The sequence below is a fragment of the Paraburkholderia sp. MPAMCS5 genome, assembly GCF_036016995.1.
Taxonomy (GTDB): domain Bacteria; phylum Pseudomonadota; class Gammaproteobacteria; order Burkholderiales; family Burkholderiaceae; genus Paraburkholderia.
Genome location: NZ_JAYXBK010000003.1, coordinates 266,489 through 283,835 on the forward strand (window position 1 = coordinate 266,489; position 17,347 = coordinate 283,835).

The 17,347-nt window shown below is 62.5% G+C and carries 16 protein-coding genes and 1 pseudogene; 6 read left to right on the forward strand and 11 right to left on the reverse strand.

Annotated features, from left to right (window positions below; all coding sequences use genetic code 11):
* Window positions 1-11: 11 nt before the first annotated feature.
* The gene (locus VOM14_RS08750) at window positions 12-1,058 is read left to right on the forward strand and encodes a LysR family transcriptional regulator (RefSeq protein ID WP_327628324.1); all 1,047 of its coding nucleotides are present in this window, start codon (window positions 12-14) and stop codon (window positions 1,056-1,058) included.
* Between the two features lie 310 nt (window positions 1,059-1,368).
* Window positions 1,369-2,007, forward strand: coding sequence for a hydrolase (locus VOM14_RS08755; protein WP_327628325.1), 639 nt, complete (start codon window positions 1,369-1,371; stop codon window positions 2,005-2,007).
* Between the two features lie 116 nt (window positions 2,008-2,123).
* On the opposite strand, the gene VOM14_RS08760 is transcribed toward VOM14_RS08755, so the two are convergent.
* The gene (locus VOM14_RS08760; RefSeq protein WP_327628326.1) at window positions 2,124-2,255 is read right to left on the reverse strand and encodes a hypothetical protein; all 132 of its coding nucleotides are present in this window, start codon (window positions 2,253-2,255) and stop codon (window positions 2,124-2,126) included.
* Here VOM14_RS08760 and VOM14_RS08765 point away from each other — a divergent pair.
* Window positions 2,254-2,661, forward strand: coding sequence for an OsmC family protein (locus VOM14_RS08765; protein WP_327628327.1), 408 nt, complete (start codon window positions 2,254-2,256; stop codon window positions 2,659-2,661). The two genes, VOM14_RS08760 and VOM14_RS08765, sit on opposite strands and share 2 nt — an antisense overlap.
* Window positions 2,662-2,754: 93 nt before the next feature.
* Here the strand turns inward: VOM14_RS08765 and VOM14_RS08770 are convergent, their stop codons facing one another.
* The 3 genes and pseudogenes from VOM14_RS08770 to VOM14_RS08780 all read right to left on the reverse strand — a co-directional run bounded on the left by VOM14_RS08770 (window position 2,755) and on the right by VOM14_RS08780 (window position 6,438).
* On the reverse strand, window positions 2,755-3,696 hold the full coding sequence (locus tag VOM14_RS08770) for a VOC family protein (RefSeq protein ID WP_327628328.1): 942 nt from the start codon (window positions 3,694-3,696) through the stop codon (window positions 2,755-2,757).
* A gap of 17 nt (window positions 3,697-3,713) precedes the next feature.
* A pseudogene (locus VOM14_RS08775) lies at window positions 3,714-5,538 on the reverse strand (FAD-dependent monooxygenase).
* Between the two features lie 48 nt (window positions 5,539-5,586).
* Window positions 5,587-6,438, reverse strand: a complete 852-nt coding sequence (locus VOM14_RS08780) for a fumarylacetoacetate hydrolase family protein (RefSeq protein WP_327628329.1) — start codon at window positions 6,436-6,438, stop codon at window positions 5,587-5,589.
* 553 nt (window positions 6,439-6,991) lie between these two features.
* Between VOM14_RS08780 and VOM14_RS08785 the strand changes: the two genes are divergently transcribed.
* Window positions 6,992-8,611, forward strand: a complete 1,620-nt coding sequence (locus VOM14_RS08785; protein WP_327628330.1) for an outer membrane protein assembly factor BamB family protein — start codon at window positions 6,992-6,994, stop codon at window positions 8,609-8,611.
* Between the two features lie 511 nt (window positions 8,612-9,122).
* Here VOM14_RS08785 and guaA read toward each other — a convergent pair.
* The 3 genes from guaA to guaB all read right to left on the reverse strand — a co-directional run bounded on the left by guaA (window position 9,123) and on the right by guaB (window position 13,190).
* Entirely contained in the window at window positions 9,123-10,706 is a 1,584-nt protein-coding gene (gene guaA / locus VOM14_RS08790) for a glutamine-hydrolyzing GMP synthase (protein ID WP_327628331.1), read from the reverse strand.
* A 207-nt stretch (window positions 10,707-10,913) separates the two neighbouring features.
* The gene (locus VOM14_RS08795) at window positions 10,914-11,723 is read right to left on the reverse strand and encodes a hypothetical protein (RefSeq protein ID WP_327628332.1); all 810 of its coding nucleotides are present in this window, start codon (window positions 11,721-11,723) and stop codon (window positions 10,914-10,916) included.
* A gap of 6 nt (window positions 11,724-11,729) precedes the next feature.
* Window positions 11,730-13,190: an IMP dehydrogenase gene (gene guaB / locus VOM14_RS08800; protein ID WP_327628333.1), complete on the reverse strand. Its 1,461-nt coding sequence runs from the start codon at window positions 13,188-13,190 to the stop codon at window positions 11,730-11,732.
* A gap of 247 nt (window positions 13,191-13,437) precedes the next feature.
* Here guaB and VOM14_RS08805 point away from each other — a divergent pair, with 247 nt between their 5' ends.
* The gene (locus VOM14_RS08805) at window positions 13,438-14,418 is read left to right on the forward strand and encodes a DMT family transporter (protein ID WP_327628334.1); all 981 of its coding nucleotides are present in this window, start codon (window positions 13,438-13,440) and stop codon (window positions 14,416-14,418) included.
* Between the two features lie 81 nt (window positions 14,419-14,499).
* Here the strand turns inward: VOM14_RS08805 and VOM14_RS08810 are convergent, their stop codons facing one another.
* Both VOM14_RS08810 and VOM14_RS08815 read right to left on the reverse strand, forming a co-directional pair.
* Entirely contained in the window at window positions 14,500-14,832 is a 333-nt protein-coding gene (locus VOM14_RS08810; RefSeq protein WP_327628335.1) for an RnfH family protein, read from the reverse strand.
* The gene (locus VOM14_RS08815) at window positions 14,829-15,266 is read right to left on the reverse strand and encodes a type II toxin-antitoxin system RatA family toxin (RefSeq protein ID WP_327628336.1); all 438 of its coding nucleotides are present in this window, start codon (window positions 15,264-15,266) and stop codon (window positions 14,829-14,831) included. Before VOM14_RS08815 ends, VOM14_RS08810 begins: the two co-directional genes overlap by 4 nt.
* A 100-nt stretch (window positions 15,267-15,366) precedes the next feature.
* On the opposite strand from VOM14_RS08815, the gene smpB reads away from it, so the two are divergent.
* A complete protein-coding gene (gene smpB, locus VOM14_RS08820) occupies window positions 15,367-15,813 on the forward strand; it encodes an SsrA-binding protein SmpB (protein WP_327628337.1) in 447 nt (148 codons plus the stop codon).
* Between the two features lie 120 nt (window positions 15,814-15,933).
* Here the strand turns inward: smpB and VOM14_RS08825 are convergent, their stop codons facing one another.
* Both VOM14_RS08825 and VOM14_RS08830 read right to left on the reverse strand, forming a co-directional pair.
* Window positions 15,934-16,866 carry an SPFH domain-containing protein gene (locus VOM14_RS08825; protein WP_327628338.1) on the reverse strand — a complete coding sequence of 311 codons (933 nt, stop codon included), beginning with the start codon at window positions 16,864-16,866 and terminating at the stop codon, window positions 15,934-15,936.
* A 30-nt stretch (window positions 16,867-16,896) separates the two neighbouring features.
* Window positions 16,897-17,334, reverse strand: a complete 438-nt coding sequence (locus VOM14_RS08830) for an NfeD family protein (protein WP_327628339.1) — start codon at window positions 17,332-17,334, stop codon at window positions 16,897-16,899.
* Between the last annotated feature and the right edge of the window lie 13 nt (window positions 17,335-17,347).

Sequence of the window (17,347 nt, forward strand, 5' to 3'; positions counted from 1 at the left end):
ATGATCGAAGCTTGGCGGCGACGGCGTGCGGCCACAAGCCGATTCGCCGTCGCCCTCCAGTCAAGCTGGCTATCGCGGCCGACGTTGTGCGACGGAAGGAACAATCCATGAGATCTCTCGACTATGAAGACATTCGGGCATTCATGCTTGTTGTCGAACGACGCAGCATTACCGGGGCGGCGAGACATCTCAATCTTTCCAAGTCCGTGGTCAGCAAGCGCATCAGCGACCTGGAACGCGACGTCGGCAACCAGTTGCTCTTGCGCTCGACCCGCGGCGCGGTGCCGACCGATGCGGGCCTCACGTTCTACGACGCCGCACTCGACTCGACACGGCGTCTCGACGCAGCCGTGGAGGCCATTTCGGAGCGCACCCACACCGTATCCGGAGAACTGCGCATCGCGGCACCCGTCAGTCTGACCCAATTGTGGCTGGGCGATGTGATGGCAAGCTTTGCGGCGGCGCATCCTGATCTTCGCCTCGCAGTGGAGCTGGACGACCGGATTGCAAACATCGAGGCCGAGCGATTCGATGTGGCGATACGCGTGGCCCGTCTGCCCGACAGCGCGCTGATCGCCCGTCGCGTCGGGGTCAGCCGTCGCGTGCTCGTGTGCAGCCCTGAGTACATTCGCAAGCACGGAGCACCGGCTTCGCTCGACGATGTGATGAACCATCGGTGCTTATGCTATAGCAACGCTGCGATCTCGCAGACGTGGTCCTTTCGAGCCGCCGCGACAGACATAACGAAACCTCGCACGCTTTCTCCGCGAGGCGTGTTCACATCCAACAACGGCGATTTGCTGCGCGACGCCGCCGTGCGCAGGCTCGGGATCGCGGTTCTGCCCACCTTCGTTGTCGCGCAAGACCTCGGGGCCAAGCGGCTCGTGAGGATTCTTCCGGACGAACATCCTGTCGATGACATCATCTATGCGGTCTACCCGCGCACGCCCTATACGGCCAGCAAGCTGCGCGCATTTATCGACCATATCCGCGTTGCCTTGATCAATCCGCCGTGGGACGCGCTCGTCGCCGCCAACGCGCCGTCAAAGGCCGCCTAGACGTTCGAGACGTTCGAGACGTTCGAGACGTTCGAGACGTTCGAGCATATCGAACGTGGTGTTCGACAGATGCCTCTCACTCTCGCAACGATACTTCGCCTATTCTTGTAACGCTGATCCAGCTCCACCGAATGGACTCCGTACGATCTCACCGGGAATGCCGGCTTGCCTGCCCTGTCGTGCGCGGGCCCGGCATCACCTGTACGAGCCCATCGGCACAGGAAAAGCGTGCGACGCACGCACATGCATTTCGTCGCACCAATGCATGTCGACACACGACCATCTCCCTATTCCCGGACAGGAGAAAGCTATGGCTAGCGAACCGATTCGCGATCCCCAAAACGATCATCTGCTGACACCTCAAAACGCAGCGTTCATCATCATCGACTATCAGCCGGTGCAAGTGAATTCGATTGCGTCGATGGACCGGCAACTGCTGATCAACAACATCGTTGGCACATCCAAGGCGGCAATTGCGTATCAGTTGCCGATCGTTCACTCTACCGTCAACGTCAAGACGGGCCTGAATAAACCGCCTATTCCGCAGCTGCGAGCCGTTCTGGGCGACTACCCGACGTACGACCGTACTTCGATCAACTCGTGGGAAGACGTCGAATTCCGTGCGGCGGTGAAAGCCACCGGGCGCAAGAAGCTGGTCATGACGGCGCTGTGGACGGAAGCATGTCTGACGTTTCCCGCCCTCGACGCGCTCAAGGAAGGCTACGAAGTCTATGTGGTCGTGGACGCGGTCGGCGGGACGTCGGTGGCTGCTCACGAAGCCGCGCTCCGCAGAATCGAACAGGCGGGCGGCAAGATGATCAGCGTCGCACAACTCTTCTGCGAGCTGCAGCGCGACTGGTCGCGCAGCGATACGGTCCCCGCCTTCATGAACCTCTTCGTGGAAACGGGCGGAACGGCGGGCATCCAGTTCTCGTACGACCGCACTTGAAAAAAGGCGCGGGCGCCATGCCCGCGCCCTTTTCGCGGCGCGAATCGTCTTTGGCGAGTATGCCCACGATCGAGCCCGCGCTAGACGACGCCTCGTCGCTTTGTCCATAATCGAAGTCAGTCGCGTCCGCTGGTGCGTGCGCTGGTGCGTAGAGAATCAGCGGAGATCCGCGCTGCGCGCGCCTCGTACGACGCATCCCATTGCACCGTGAACTCGCGCAACTTCACCGCCTTCGAGGAGTGATTCATGCCGCTCGCCTCCGCTACAGCCCGCCTCGACGCCGATGCGCCCGATTATCTCGTGACCATCGGAACCGGCCACCATGTGCTGACAGGCGACGAAGGTCCGCACGAAGGCGGCAAGGACCGTGGCCCCGCGCCGTTCGCCTTCGTATTGTCCGGACTCGCAGCGTGCACGGCCGCGACGCTGCGCATGTATATGCGGCGCAAAACCTGGCCGGACGCCGCGATCGGCGTCGAGGTGAGCCTGCATGTCGAGCACGACGGGACGCAGTACATCCGGCGCAGCGTTGCGATCGAAGGTCCGCTCGACGACGATCAACGCACGCGGCTTGCGGAGATCTGCGAAAAAACGCCCGTCACGCGGTTCATCAAGCGCGGCACGCGGATTGACACGACGCTGCATGCAGCGTGACCGGCCGGCGGGCTGCCGCGTCGCGCGGCGCGCATCGCACGTCGAGCCGCGTGTTGCCGGATGCCGCAATGACGCGAGCAATTACGTGAGCAATTACGTGCGCTCTTCCGTGTTTTCGAAGAAATACTCGGGCACGTCGGGCCCCCATAGATACAGCGAATCTTCCGGCGGATGATTTCCCGCTGGCCATTCGGTGCCCGCATTCACGTAGTCGATGTCGGCCGAGTACTCCCAGAATGAGCCCCACGGGTCGCGCACATAGTGGAAGTAGTTCGAACCCAGCACATGGCGCCCGACACCCCATCCCTTCGCGTAGCCTGCGCGCTGCATCTGCATCTTGCCGATCCCCACGTCGTCGACAGTCGGCACGTCCCACGCACTGTGATGCCAGCCTTTCGTCTTGCCTTGCGCGAACGCGACAAGATGATGATCACTGCCATGCCGCGCATGCAGAAACGCGACGATCCCATCCGATCCATCCGACAACTGCAAGCCAAGGGCACTTTCGTAGAAAGCGACGGCACGGCGCACGTCGGGCGTGAACATCAGCACATGCGAGAGCCTCGTGGGCCGCGCCTGCGGCGCTTCGGCGCGAAAATACGCACCGCGCAGCCGCCGCTTGCCGGACCCGGGACTGGCGTCCGGCTTGCAGCCCAGCGTGGTTTTGACGCCGGGCTTCACTTGCAGCCGATTGCCGTCCGGGTCGTCGAACCAGAAGCCCTCGTGAGGTGCGCCCGCTACCGGCGATGCCTCACGGCCGCCTGCTGCGATGATCTGCTCACGAAGAGGCTCGAAGTCGTCGGCGAAACAGTTGAACGCGAGATAGGCGAGCTGCTTGCGCACGCCTTCGTTCACTCTCGCCCACACATGCGTGCCGCCGTGGGTGCGAACCAGCAATTGCTGCGGCTGCGCTTGCGCCTCGAGGCCGAACGCCGACAGAAAATGCGCGGCATCGGCAAGGCTCGGCACCTCCAGCGCAAAGTGGTCGATCGAGTGAATGCCGTACCGCGCATGGCGCGTCGTCGATGATGTCATGAACATACTCCGTCACGTCAGGCCGGAACGCCGGCCGCGCCTACGCCTGCCGCACCTAAGCCGGCCGCACCCCTCTTCACGCTTTCGGCCGCATGGCGCGATGCGCCGAGAATCTGCGCGAACACGCGGCGCAATTCGTTGGAAGGATCAGCCGCAAGCGACGTCGAACGATAGGCGACGAAACGGTCGGGACGCACCAGCACGCAGCCGTCGTCTTCCACTTCGCGTTGCGCGGCCCATTCTCCGTAGGCGTCGAAAGTAGGCGTGCCGTGCGCGATCGATACCGCGCGCACCGCGGCGCCGAATTCATCCGCAACCTGCCGTGCTGCGTCGAGCCATGCCTCACCGCCCGCACCCGTCAGCACCGTGAAGACGCCCTGGCCCACGAGGTCGAGCGTGGAAACCAGATTCCCGTTGTGTTCGATCCGCGCGTGAGGCGTGTACGCGCCAGGCGTCGTGGTCGGGTGATAGTGCAGTTCCGGGTCGCGGGCCGGTGCGGGCAAACACGGCGTCATCACGCACGATCGCGGCCGACGTATAGCGCTGACCGAGTTCCACGCCGTGGCAGTTGAACTGATAGTTCTGGAGTTCGACCGCCTCGGCCAACGCCTTACGACGCTGCTTGCCCTTCTCGCCCGCTGAGAATAGTTCGTCGAGTGAAGCCCAGCCGTCGGCGGCGCTCTGTCCTTCGCTGAAGCCCAGTGCCTTCGCGATTGGCAGCATCTCGCCGACCGATCGGATCGCGCGATTCACGACGCCTGCCGCGACCGGCTGACGCTCGTCCGAATAGGTTTGCAACAGCGCCGGAGATGCCTTGCCCTTGACGATCATTGCAAGCTTCCATGCGAGATTGAATGCGTCCTGCACCGATGTGTTCGAGCCGAGCCCGTTCGCGGGCGGGTGGCGGTGCGCAGCATCGCCAGCAATGGCGACGCGCCCTTTCACCATAGTACGCGCGTACATCTGGTTGATGGTCCACTTCGATACCGCCTTGACGCGTATCGGAATGTCGGGATCGCCGATCGTCGCGCGGGCGCGCGCGATCACCGCGTCCTCGCTCAGGTCGGGCTCGCCGTTCGTCGGGTTGTACATGAACAGCAACACCCATTCATTCCACGGGCGCACGCTGATCCAGGTGCCGCTACCCACCCAATAATCGCTGCCGGGCTGGCACATCCAGTACAACACGCCCGGCCGGTGCGCGACGTACTTCTCCAGGTCCACTTCGAGCCAGCAGTTGACGGCGCAACCGAGGCCCATCTGCCCTTCCAGTTCGAAGCCCAGTTCCTTGACCACAACGCTTTGCGCGCCATCCGCGCCGACTGCGTAGTCCGACACGATCTCGAACTCTTCTCCCGTCACGCGATCGACGACCCGCGAGTACACCGCTTCTTCCGACTGCCGGATGGAGATCAGTTCCGTGTTGAACAGCACCCTGGCGCCGGACTCGCGCGCCGTCGTCAGAACGACGGGTTCGAGCAGATGCTGCGGCGCATTACACATCTGCGACGGGCTGGCCGACTCGTAATCCGCCTTGCGCTTCGCGCCCGTGCCCCATGTCTGGAGCCGCGCGATTTCCGTCCCGGCGAAACTCGTCGCCCACACGTTATTGCTCATCAGTTCGTTTGCCGTGGCGAGCGCGCGAACGCGGTCCTCGATGCCGAGGTCGCGAAACACCTCCATCGTGCGCTGGTTCGTGATATGCGCGCGCGGTGAATGCGCGGTGCCGGGATAGCGGGTGATGGCCAGCACGTCCACGCCGTACTTCGCGAGCAACGCGGCTGTCGTCAGTCCAGCGGGGCCTGCGCCTGCCACGAAAACCGGTATGCGAATCTGTCTCATGTCTGCTCCTGTGCTCTGCTTCTCTGATGTTCTGTCCGTTGCGCATGCTCAGCGTCGCGGCGCCTCGTCCCGTACGATATTGCTCAGCACGCCGAGTCCTTCGATTTCTACTTCGCACACGTCGCCGTCGCGCATGATCAGTTTCGGCTCGCGCGCCCAGCCGATGCCGGCGGGCGTACCGCTCACGATAACGTCGCCCGCTTCGAGCGCAATGGCTTCGCTGATGATGGAAATGAGCGCGGCCACATCGAACAGCATGTCGTCGGTATTGGCGGACTGCACGGTCTTGCCGTTCAGCCGCGTCTCCAGCTTCAGGCCCTTGCCGCCCTCCGGCACTTCGTCGGCAGTGACGAGCGCGGGTCCGAATGCTCCCGTGCCGTCGAAGTTCTTTCCGACCGTCCATTGCGGCGCCTTGAACTGATATTCGCGCACTGAGCCGTCGTTGAAGATCGAGTAGCCGGCCACGCAATCGAGCGCATTCACTCGCGGAATATGCCTGCCGCCGCGCTTCAGGACCACAGCCATCTCGCCTTCGAAGTCGAGAGAATCGGAGATGACAGGACGGATCATCGGCTCACCGTGCGCGATCAGGCTGGTATTGAAGCGCGGGAAAAGCGTCGGGTAGGAAGGCTGGTCGTACGGGCTCTCCTTCGTGTGATCCGCATAGTTCAGCCCCACGCAAATGATCTTGCCGGGATGCGTCAGGGGCGGCAGAAAAGTGACCTGATCAGCCCTGTATTCGGTGCCGGACGCGCGTTGGGCGTTCGCATAGGCAACCAGATCCTCGCCCTGGGCCAACAGCTCCTCGAGCGTCGCATTGCCCAGCGACACGATCGACGTACCTTGAAGGACGCCGAGCTGGCGCTGCTTTCCATCGGTCAAAAAATTCACGTAACGCATGGGTTCTCCGGGTCTGATAGGACGGCACCGGAACAAGCGCCGTCGACAGATACAAAAATATAAAATATATATATTTTTGTCTTTTATCGTTAACCCGATCCCGGCACACGTTCGGGTTTCTGAAAGGATCGGACTGGACGCAGGAGGCCGATTCACAGCGCCGGCCTTGAGGTTATCCATTAGATCAGCACAACCAATTATCTACACGTGACACATCGCCATTCGAAATGTTAAATCTGAAGGGTCGCGTTAAGGACATGCGCCCCGGCAATCTTAGTAGGCGGCGTTTATCGAACACAGTGTTCGATAAAAAAGAACGGAGCGCCTCATAGCGCCGGTGGTTGCCGCGTACTCAACTTTATTTTGTTCTCCTCGTTGAAATCGCAACAGCGTTCGCCTACCTTGAAGGACAAAGTCACATCGCGATTTCAACTCGTTCTTCTACTGCACATCCTTTCAATGGAGAAGCAGCTACCCGACACATTCCCCTGTCGTATTGCACTTCCCGGCTCAGAAAGCGCTTTAAGTTCCGTCGACCGGTGGACCACCGGCCATGTCGCAATTCAATCTTCCGAAAGGTGATGTCATGCACAAGGAACGCAACAAGCAGAACGGCAACGTCCTCGCAGTGTGGAACTCGATAGAACCGACTCGTATTCGCGCAGTCGGCGCGCTTTTTCTCTGCGGTGGTGTCGCGGTTGTGCCCGCTGCGGCACAGGAGAACATGGACGCCTGGGCGATGGCCGGGCAGAACGCACAGAATACGCGTAGCGCGCCGAACGAACACACGATCGGCACAGATAACGTCGCTCAACTCAGCCCGCGCTGGAGCGTGGAGACAGCCGGTAATGTTTCGGCCACACCGACTGTCGCAAATGGAACCGTGTATGTTCCGGACTTCGGCGGCATGTTGTGGGCCGTCGATGCAGCAAGCGGGCAAGTGAAATGGAAAAGAGAAGTCAGTGACTATAGCGGCATCCCCAACGACGCATCGCGCACGAGCCCCGCCGTCTGGAAAGACATTCTGGTAATCGGGCAAGGCACGCAGATCGTCAACAACCCGACGGGCGCTTACATGCTCGGCATCAAGGCCGATACGGGCGAACCGCTGTGGCGCACGCAAGTCGAAAAAGATCCGACGGCAGTCATCACCAGTTCACCGGTGATCGACGATGGCGTCGTCTATACAGGGGTGTCCTCGCGGGCCGAAGCGCTCAAAGGGGCGACTCAATATCGCGGCAGTGTCGTAGCGCTCGACGCCAACAGCGGCAAGCTTCTATGGAAGACCTACATGGTGCCGAAGGGCTATACGGGCGGCTCGATCTGGGGCAACACGGCTGCTGTCGACCACACCACGGGCTTGCTGTACGTCACCACCGGAAACAACTTCTCCGTGCCGAAAGGAGTCTGCCGCTATCCGACGCAAACCCATTGTAAAACCGGTGCTGCGGCGAATCTCATCGACAGTTTCGTCGCTCTCGATCTCAAGACAGGGAAGATCGTGTGGTCAACCCGAACTCTTCCGGCCGATGTGTCGACCAACTATAACCACAAGGACGGCCCGGACTACGATTTCGGTTCAGGCCCGAACCTCTTCACGGCCACAATCGATGGAGAGCCGAAGAGGCTCGTCGGGGCCGGCCAGAAAAGCGGCGTCTATTGGGCATTGGACCCGAGTACCGGAAAGGTCGTATGGAAATCACCGGTCGGCCCGGGTAGCCTGCTCGGCGGCATGCTGTGGGGCACCGCGGCAGACGGCAAGCGCATCTATGTGTCAATCGGCAACCTGAACCATGAAACCATTACCGTGGATATGCCTGAAGGAAAATCCACGACGAAAGGCGGAATCTGGGCTGCCGTCGATGCAGCAACTGGCAAGGTACTCTGGCGCACCGCCGATCCTCAGGAAGCCATGGACACTGTCGCGATGTCCGAGGCGAATGGAGTGGTGTACGCGGGGTCGCTGGCTGGAACGGGCGCCAACATGTACGCGCTCGATGCGGCCACCGGGAAAATCAAGTGGAGCTTCGAGAGCGGTGGCGCGATCGTGTCAGGCGCCGCGATCGTCGACGGCACGGTCTACTGGGGCTCCGGCTATCACACAAAGGTGCTCGGCCTGCCCTATGCCGGGGACAATCGCAAACTGTATGCGTTCGCGTTGAAGAAGCAGTAATGCGAGCTGGTGAAGCGGGCGCTTAGCTTAGCTTAGCCTTGCCGGTCGGCACCCGGAGCGGACAACGTGTGGCACGCCCGCGTTGTCAGCGACCTCAGTGGCGGCCGCCGGAGTTCTTGACCTTTAGACCCCGCGCCTGCACGAAACGGTAGACCTGCAGAACAATGTCGCGTGTCTGCACGGCAGGCGCCGCGGCGCCCCTCTTCCTGATCTTCCAGACTCCGCTAATCGGCAATCTCGTAGATCTTCCTGGCCGGCTTCAGCGTTCGCAACTGCATGTCTGTGGGCCTATGAACTCCTCGAACGTAGACCGTCAGCCGATACCGTCAGATCGATTTGACGGTATCGGACAAGGCCGTTCGAGGGAGAAATCTCCGTACCGTTAGCGATACCGACATTTCCTGCTGGCACTGCCAGGATCGCAGCGGATCACCACGGACAATAACCCACTGTTTTTTAACGGAAAACAGGAAAAACCGGTACTCCAGAAACGACTTGAGAGCCGTCTGAATCACTCCCACTCGATTGTCGCCGGCGGCTTACCCGAAATGTCGTACACGACCCGGTTGATGCCACGCACTTCGTTGATGATCCGGTTCGACACATGGCCCAGCAACTCATGCGGCAGGTGGGCCCAATGCGCGGTCATGAAGTCGAGCGTCTGCACCGCGCGCAGCGCGACCACGTATTCGTAGGTGCGGCCGTCGCCCATCACGCCCACGCTCTTCACCGGCAGAAATACCGCGAAGGCCTGGCTCGTCAGGTCGTACCAGGACTTGCCGGTTTCCTTGTCGATGAACGTGCGCAGCGTCTCGATGAAAATCGCGTCCGCGCGACGCAGCAGGTCCGCGAAATCGCGCTTCACTTCGCCGAGAATCCGCACGCCCAGACCAGGGCCCGGGAACGGATGGCGGTACACCATCGCGGGCGGCAAACCGAGCTTCACGCCGAGTTCGCGCACCTCGTCCTTGAACAGCTCGCGCAGCGGTTCGAGCAGCTTGAGATTCAGCGTCTCGGGCAGGCCGCCCACGTTGTGGTGGCTCTTGATGGTCTGCGTCGCCTTCTTGCCCTTGCCCGCCGACTCGATCACGTCCGGATAGATCGTGCCTTGCGCGAGCCACTTCGCGTCCGTCAGCTTGCCGGCTTCCGTCTGGAACACTTCGACGAATTCCGCGCCGATGATCTTGCGCTTCGCCTCGGGATCGGTCACGCCTTCCAGCTTGCGCAGGAACACGTCGCTCGCGTCGACGTGAATCACCTTCACGCCGAGGTGATCCGCGAACGTGGCCATGACCTGCTCGGCTTCGTTCAAACGCAGCAGACCGTGATCGACGAACACGCAGGTCAGCTGGTCACCGATCGCGCGATGCAGCAGCGCCGCCGCCACCGACGAATCCACGCCGCCCGACAAGCCGAGAATCACGTGCTCGCTGCCGACCTGCTCGCGAATCTTCGCGACGGCTTCGTCGATGTAATGACCCATTTCCCAGTCGGCCTTCGCGGCGCAAATCTGCAGCACGAAGCGCTCGATCATCGCGCGGCCCTGCACGGTGTGCGTGACTTCCGGGTGCCATTGCAGACCGTAGAAGTGGCGCTGCTCGTCGGCCATGGCCGCGATCGGGCACGATTCCGTCGACGCCATCAGCGCGAAGCCCGGCGGCATTTCGAGCACCTTGTCGCCGTGGCTCATCCACACCTTCAGCATGCCGTGGCCTTCCGGCGTGGTGAAGTCGCTGATGCCTTCCAGGAGGCTCGTGTGATTGCGCGCGCGCACTTCGGCGTAACCGAACTCGCGCAGATGACCGATGTCGACCTTGCCGCCCAGTTGCTGGGCCATGGCCTGCATGCCGTAGCAGATGCCGAGCACGGGCACGCCGAGTTCGAACACCGCTTGCGGCACGCGCGGCGTGTCGGTTTCGGTGACCGAACTGGGGCCGCCGGAGAGGATCACGCCCTTCGGCGCGAAGTCGCGGATGAACGACGCATCCACGTCGTACGGGTGAATTTCGGAATACACGTTGGCTTCGCGGACGCGACGTGCAATCAGTTGGGTGACTTGCGAACCGAAGTCGAGGATCAGGATCTTGTCGTGCATGGCAGCGGACGGAGTCAAAAGTGAGCGGATACGATATGCCGCGCACGAATGCGCGGCGTTGAATTCAAAGCGGTCCACGTGGGAACGATCGGCCAGCGGATCGGCCAGCCAAGCCAGCCGTTACTGCGGCGAAACACGGCGATGAAGCGTGCCGGCGCGCGCCTCGCTCCGGCCACGACCTCGGCGGACAGAGCGGCGCAAAGCGCGTCAGCCATGAAACGGAGGCCGGGGCGGATCGGCGGCGGCGTTGCGGGCGTCGTCGCGGGCGGCAAGCTCCGAGGCGCTCGGCCCCTCGCCCGTCGTGGCACGCAACGGCCCCGACGAAGCGGGATTGACCGCATGCATGCCCGAGGCTGCGGGCGTGACAGATGCCGAGGTTGCAGAGGACGCTGCGGGAACGACCGGCACGACCGGTTCGACGACTGGCTCCGCGCGATACACCGGGAAACCCGCCGTGGCCGGAACAACCGGCTCGCGCCGCTCAGCGATGCTTGCCGCGTTATTGGACGCGTTACCAGCCGCCGTATTGCCCGCGCTGTTCGCCGCATTTTTCGCGGCGTCTTTCGCAGCCTGCCGTTCCGCGCGCTCGGCGGCTACGGCTTCGGCGACGCGCAACTTTTCGCGCCGCCGCACCGCACTCGCCAAACGGACGCCGCCCAGCCCCAGCACGAGCAACGCAACCGCCGTCAACACGCCGACGATCTGTCCGAAGCCGGTCAACTCAGGCGTATGCAACCCGAGCAGCCAGATCAGCATCAACACGCCGGTGAGCCAGTTCACATGGCCCACCGCCCTTGCCACCGACGACGTCAGCCCGCCGTCGACCGACGCATGCAGCGCGAGCCACGCGAGCCCGATCAGCGCCACGCCAAACGCCTGGCCGACCAGCGCCGGCTGCGTTTGCACCAGCAGCAGCGCGTTGTACAACGAAGTCCACGGCGTCAGCAGAAACAGCAGGCCGAACGCCAGCAGCAATAACGCATCGACGATGAGTACAGCGCGCAGCAGCGGCTTCATTGGCGTTTAGTCCACGTGGTAGTTGGGCGCTTCCTTGGTGATCTGCACGTCATGCACGTGCGATTCGCGCAAACCCGCGCCCGTGATCTGCACGAACTCGGCCTTGTCGTTCATCTCGGCAATCGTGCGGCAGCCGCAGTAGCCCATGCTGGCGCGCACGCCGCCGATCAACTGGAACAGGATCGCGTTGACCGAGCCCTTATAGGCGACACGGCCTTCGATACCTTCCGGCACCAGTTTGTCGATATTCGCCGAGTTGTCCTGGAAGTAGCGATCCGCCGCGCCGTCCTTCATGGCGCCGACCGAACCCATGCCACGGTAGGATTTGTACTGGCGGCCCTGATACAGGAACACGTCGCCCGGCGCTTCTTCGGTGCCGGCGAACATGCTGCCCATCATCACGGCGTTCGCGCCGGCCGCGAGCGCCTTGCTGACGTCGCCCGAAAAACGCACGCCGCCGTCGGCGATAACCGGCACGCCCGTGCCCTTCAGCGCTTCCGACACGTTGGCGATCGCCGTGACCTGCGGCACGCCGACGCCGGCGACGATCCGCGTCGTGCAGATCGAGCCCGGGCCGATGCCGACCTTCACGCCGTCCGCGCCATGTTCGACGAGCGCCCTGGCCGCCGCCGCGGTGGCGATGTTGCCGCCGATCACCTCGACATGCGGGAAATTCTGTTTGACCCAGCGCACGCGCTCGAGCACGCCCTTGCTGTGGCCGTGCGCGGTATCGACGACGATCACGTCCACGCCCGCCTGCACCAGCAGTTCCACACGCTCTTCGTTGTCCGCGCCCACGCCGACCGCGGCGCCCGCGCGCAGCTTGCCATGCTCGTCTTTACACGCGTCCGGATGTTCGGTCTGCTTGGTGATGTCTTTCACCGTCATGAGGCCGCGCAGTTCGAATGCGTCGTTGATGACCAGCACGCGTTCGAGGCGGTGGCTGTGCATCAGGGCCTTCGCCTCGGCGAGCGAGGTGCCTTCCTTGACGGTCACGAGACGCTCGCGCGGCGTCATGATGTTGCGCACGGGTTCGTCCAGACGCTCTTCGAAACGCAGGTCGCGGTTCGTGACGATACCGATCAGTTGCGAACCTTCCACCACCGGGAAGCCCGAAATGCCATGCTGGCGCGACAGCGCGATGACATCGCGCACCTTCATTTGCGGCGGCACCGTGATCGGATCGCGCACGACGCCCGACTCGAAACGCTTGACCTTGGCCACTTCACGCGCCTGCTCGGCCGCCGTGAGGTTCTTGTGGATGATGCCGACGCCACCCATTTGCGCCATCGCGATGGCGAGACGGGCTTCGGTGACGGTGTCCATGGCGGCGGACACGAGCGGCATGTTCAGGGAGATGTTGCGGGTCAGCCGGGTCTTGAGGCTGGTGTCGCGCGGCAGAACATCGGAGAAGGCCGGGACGAGGAGCACGTCATCGAACGTGAGTGCTGTTTGGATCAGACGCATGGCAAATCCTATAGGCGCAAAAGCGAATTATACGCGATACCTCCCCGCTTTTCACTGCGCGAACAGCAGCTTAGCGAATTTCCGCGGCTTTTTTCGTGGCTTGCAACCCCGCGATTTCGCTTCGCCTTTCGCGTTGAGTTCGATCGCGTTTCGTTTGCTCGGGCGCGAATGCAGAATCAAACAAGACGCCTTTGCCGCCGAACGGCTATTCTGCGCACCATTCCCGTTTTTCTTGCAGGAGCAGTCGATGCAGCGCGGTGTGGCATATGGAGTCATGGCCGGAGCCCTTTGGGGCATGGTTTTTCTGGTCCCGCGCGTGCTGCCGGACTTTTCGCCGCTGCTGCTCTCGGCCGGCCGCTACACGATGTACGGAGTCGTCTCGCTGGCGGCGGCGCTGCCCGTGGCCCGCTCGCTGCTCAAACGCCTCACACGCGAAGACCTCGCCGCGCTCGTCAAGCTCGCGCTGGCCGGCAATCTTCTGTATTACCTGCTGCTGACCGCCGCCGTGCATCTGATCGGCATCGCGCCGGCGTCGCTGATCGTCGGCGTGCTGCCCGTCACGGTGACGCTCGCGGGCCGCGGCGACCGCGGCGCGGTGCCGCTCGCGCGCCTCGCGTGGCCGCTCGCGATGGTGATGGCCGGCATCGTCTGCATCAATATCGACGTCTTCACGGTCGCCGACGGCACGCCGGTCAGCGTCGCCACCAAGTTGCTCGGGCTCGCCTGCGCGGCCGGCGCGCTCGGCTGCTGGACCTGGTTCGCGGTCGAAAACGCCCGTTATCTGCAAAGGCAGACGCATTTCAGCGGCAACGAGTGGTCGGTGCTGTGGGGCGTCGTGACGGGCCTCTTGGGCGCCGCGCTGTGGCTCGTGATCGCCGTGCTGCCGCCGGGCGGCCCGCAGGGCGAACTCGCCGACGGCCGTTGGCACAGCTTCTGGGTGCTGAACCTGGGCCTCGCAGTCGGCGCGTCGTGGCTCGGCAACGGCTTGTGGAACGCGGCGTCGAAACGGCTGCCGCTCACGCTGTCCGGCCAGATGATCGTCTTCGAAACGCTCTTTGCGCTGCTCTACGCGTTTATTTACGATGCGCGCCTGCCCCGTCCGCTGGAGACGGCCGCCATATTGTTGCTGGTGGCGGGTGTGTGCTGGTCGGTGCGCCAGCATGCGGACGACGATTCCGGCGCCGCCGCCACGCCCATCGGCAAAAAGGCGCAGGGTTCGGCGCCGTGATGTGTGGGCGCGTGTGGGCGCGCGTCGGGAGCCTGCGCGGGGCCGCGGCGCCAGACCGGCAGCCGCGCTTGAGGACAGCGCCTAGCGCGAATCCTTGTTCTGCCAGCGACGCCCTTCGATCGAGCCCGCCTTGCGGGTTTTCTCGACGCGGCGTTGGCGCGACACCTTCGGGTCCACCAGCAGCGGCCGGTAGATTTCGACGCGGTCGTGATCGGCGAGCACCGTATCGAGCGGCTTGAGCTTGCCGAACACGCCCACTTTTTGCGTGCTCAGATCAATCTTAGGAAATCGCCGCAAGATGCCGCTCGCCTCGATCGCCTGCTGCAGCGTGGCGCCCGCCGGCAGTTCGACGGCGACAAGCGCCTGTTCATCGGCGAGCGCGTAGCAGACCTGAATCGACAGACGCCCGCTCATGCCTTGCCGTAGCGCTGATCGGCGCGCTTCACGAAAGATTCCACGAACGTATTGGCGATGTGGCTGAACACCGGCCCAATAATTTTTTCGAGCAGAATATTGGTGAATTCGTAGTGCAGCGCGAATTCGATCTTGCAGGCGTCCGCGCGCAATGGCGTGAAACGCCAGAAACCGGTGAACTTGCGAAACGGGCCGTCGGCGAACTCCATGTCGATCCGCGTGGGCCGCTCCATGCTGTTGCGCGTGGCGAAATGCTGCTTGATGCCCTTGAAGTTGATGTCGATCTTCGCCTCCATGCTGGTGTCGTCCCGATGACGGATTTCGACGCCTCCGCACCAAGGCAGGAAGTTGGGGTAATCGGCGACGTCGGTGACGAGGTCGAACATCTGTTCCGCCGAATGGCGGATCAACACGGTTTTCTGGACATCTGCCATAAATTGAACAGCGCGTGGCAAGGGTGGACGAGCGCCGCGGGCTTTCCTTGTCCCGCTTTGCTAAAATCGTGATTTTAAACGAGTTGAGCACTTTCCATTCATGAGCATTATCGACAACAGAAAAGCGTTCTACGATTACTCGATCGAAGAACGCTATGAGGCAGGGCTCGTGCTCGAAGGATGGGAGGTCAAGGCGCTGCGCGCCGGGCGCGGCCAGATCAAGGAAGGTTACGTGGTGATCAAGAACAACGAATTGTTCCTGATTGGCACGCACATCAGCCCGCTGCCCGAAGCCTCGACCCACATCAACCCCGATCCCGTGCGCACGCGCAAGCTCCTTTTGCACAGCGAAGAAATCAGCAAGCTGATCGGCAAAGTCGAACAGCGCGGCTATACGCTCGTGCCGCTGAACTTCCACTACAAGGGCGGCCGGGTCAAATGCGAGATCGGACTGGCCAAGGGCAAGAAGCTGCACGACAAGCGCGAGACCGAGAAGAAGCGCGACTGGGAACGCGAAAAAGCGCGCTTGATGCGTTCGCCGACCTGACACGCGCGAAGCGTCGCGCGAATGCGTCGCGCTTTCTCAACGAGTACAACGAAAATGGCCCGCCAAGATGCGGGCCATTTTTTTCAGCGCCAGTTCGCAAGACCGCGCTCGGCGAGCGCTTCAACGCGCGTCCGGCACGCCCTTGCCCTTGCTGACAATGGTCAGCGCCGACGCGATCATCGAACTCATCTCCGAGAGGTTGCCGGGCACGATCAGCGTGGTGCCCTGCTTCGCGAGATTGCCGAATGCGTTCACATATTGTTCGGCCACCTTCAGGTTCACCGCCTCCATGCCGCCATGCGACTGGATCGCGGCCGCGATCTTCTGGATGGCCTGCGAATTCGCTTCGGCGACCGCAAGAATCGCCGCCGCCTGACCTTGCGCCTGATTGATCGCCGCCTGCCGCTCGCCTTCCGACTTCTGGATCGCGGCTTCGCGCCCGCCCGACGCGATATTGATCTGCTCCTGCTTGCGCCCTTCCGACGCCGCGATCAACGCGCGCTTCTCGCGCTCGGCGGTGATTTGTGCCTGCATCGCGTGCAAGATTTCCTTCGGCGGCGTCAGATCTTTAATCTCGTAGCGTAGGACTTTGACGCCCCAGTTCGCCGCTGCTTCGTCGAGCGCGGACACGATGCTGTGGTTGATGAAGTCGCGCTCCTCGAAAGTCTTGTCGAGTTCAAGCTTGCCGATCACCGAACGCAGCGTGGTCTGCGAGAGCTGCGTAATCGCGAATACGAAATTGCTGGACCCGTACGACGCCTTCATGGGATCCGTGACCTGAAAGTAAAGCACGCCATCCACCTGCAATTGCGTGTTGTCGCGCGTGATGCAAACCTGGCTCGGCACCTCGAGCGGAATTTCCTTGAGGATGTGCTTGTACGCAATCCGGTCGACAAAAGGAAACGCGAAGCTGAGGCCCGGCGTCAGCGTGCGGTGATAGCGGCCGAGCCGCTCCAGCACCCATGCATGCTGCTGCGGCACGATCTTGATGGTCTGCGCCGCCAGCACGATCACGATAACCAGCAGCACTGCCCCGACGATGGTCGAATCCATTCCTGCCCTCCAGACTTTTAGTTCGATTAATTAAATTTTTGGAAGTCTTGCCACGACGACGAGGCAACTGCCGCGCAACTCCGCGATTTCGTAGGTCTGCGCATCTTCGGGCTCGCCCGGCGCGAGTTCGACGTCCCATTGCGCGCCGCGATAGTTCGCCCGCGCGCGACGCTCGTGCCACGCCGACACGCTCAGCGTCTGTCCAATGTCGAGATTGACGTCCGGATTTTTCGACGCCTCCTTGCGCGTTCTCCGTCCAAATCCCGAGCGCCTGAGCAACAGCACGGCCGCCAGCGCGACGACGGCGGCGACGGCGAACTGCACGTCGGCGCCCGCGCCCGCGATATGTGCGATGGCCGCCGCGATGCAGCCGAGCGCGATCATCAGCAGATAGAAAGTGCCGCTGAGCAATTCCAGCACGACCAGCACTCCCGCCCCGATCCACCAGAACAATCCACCAGGCGCCACGTCGACCTCCACA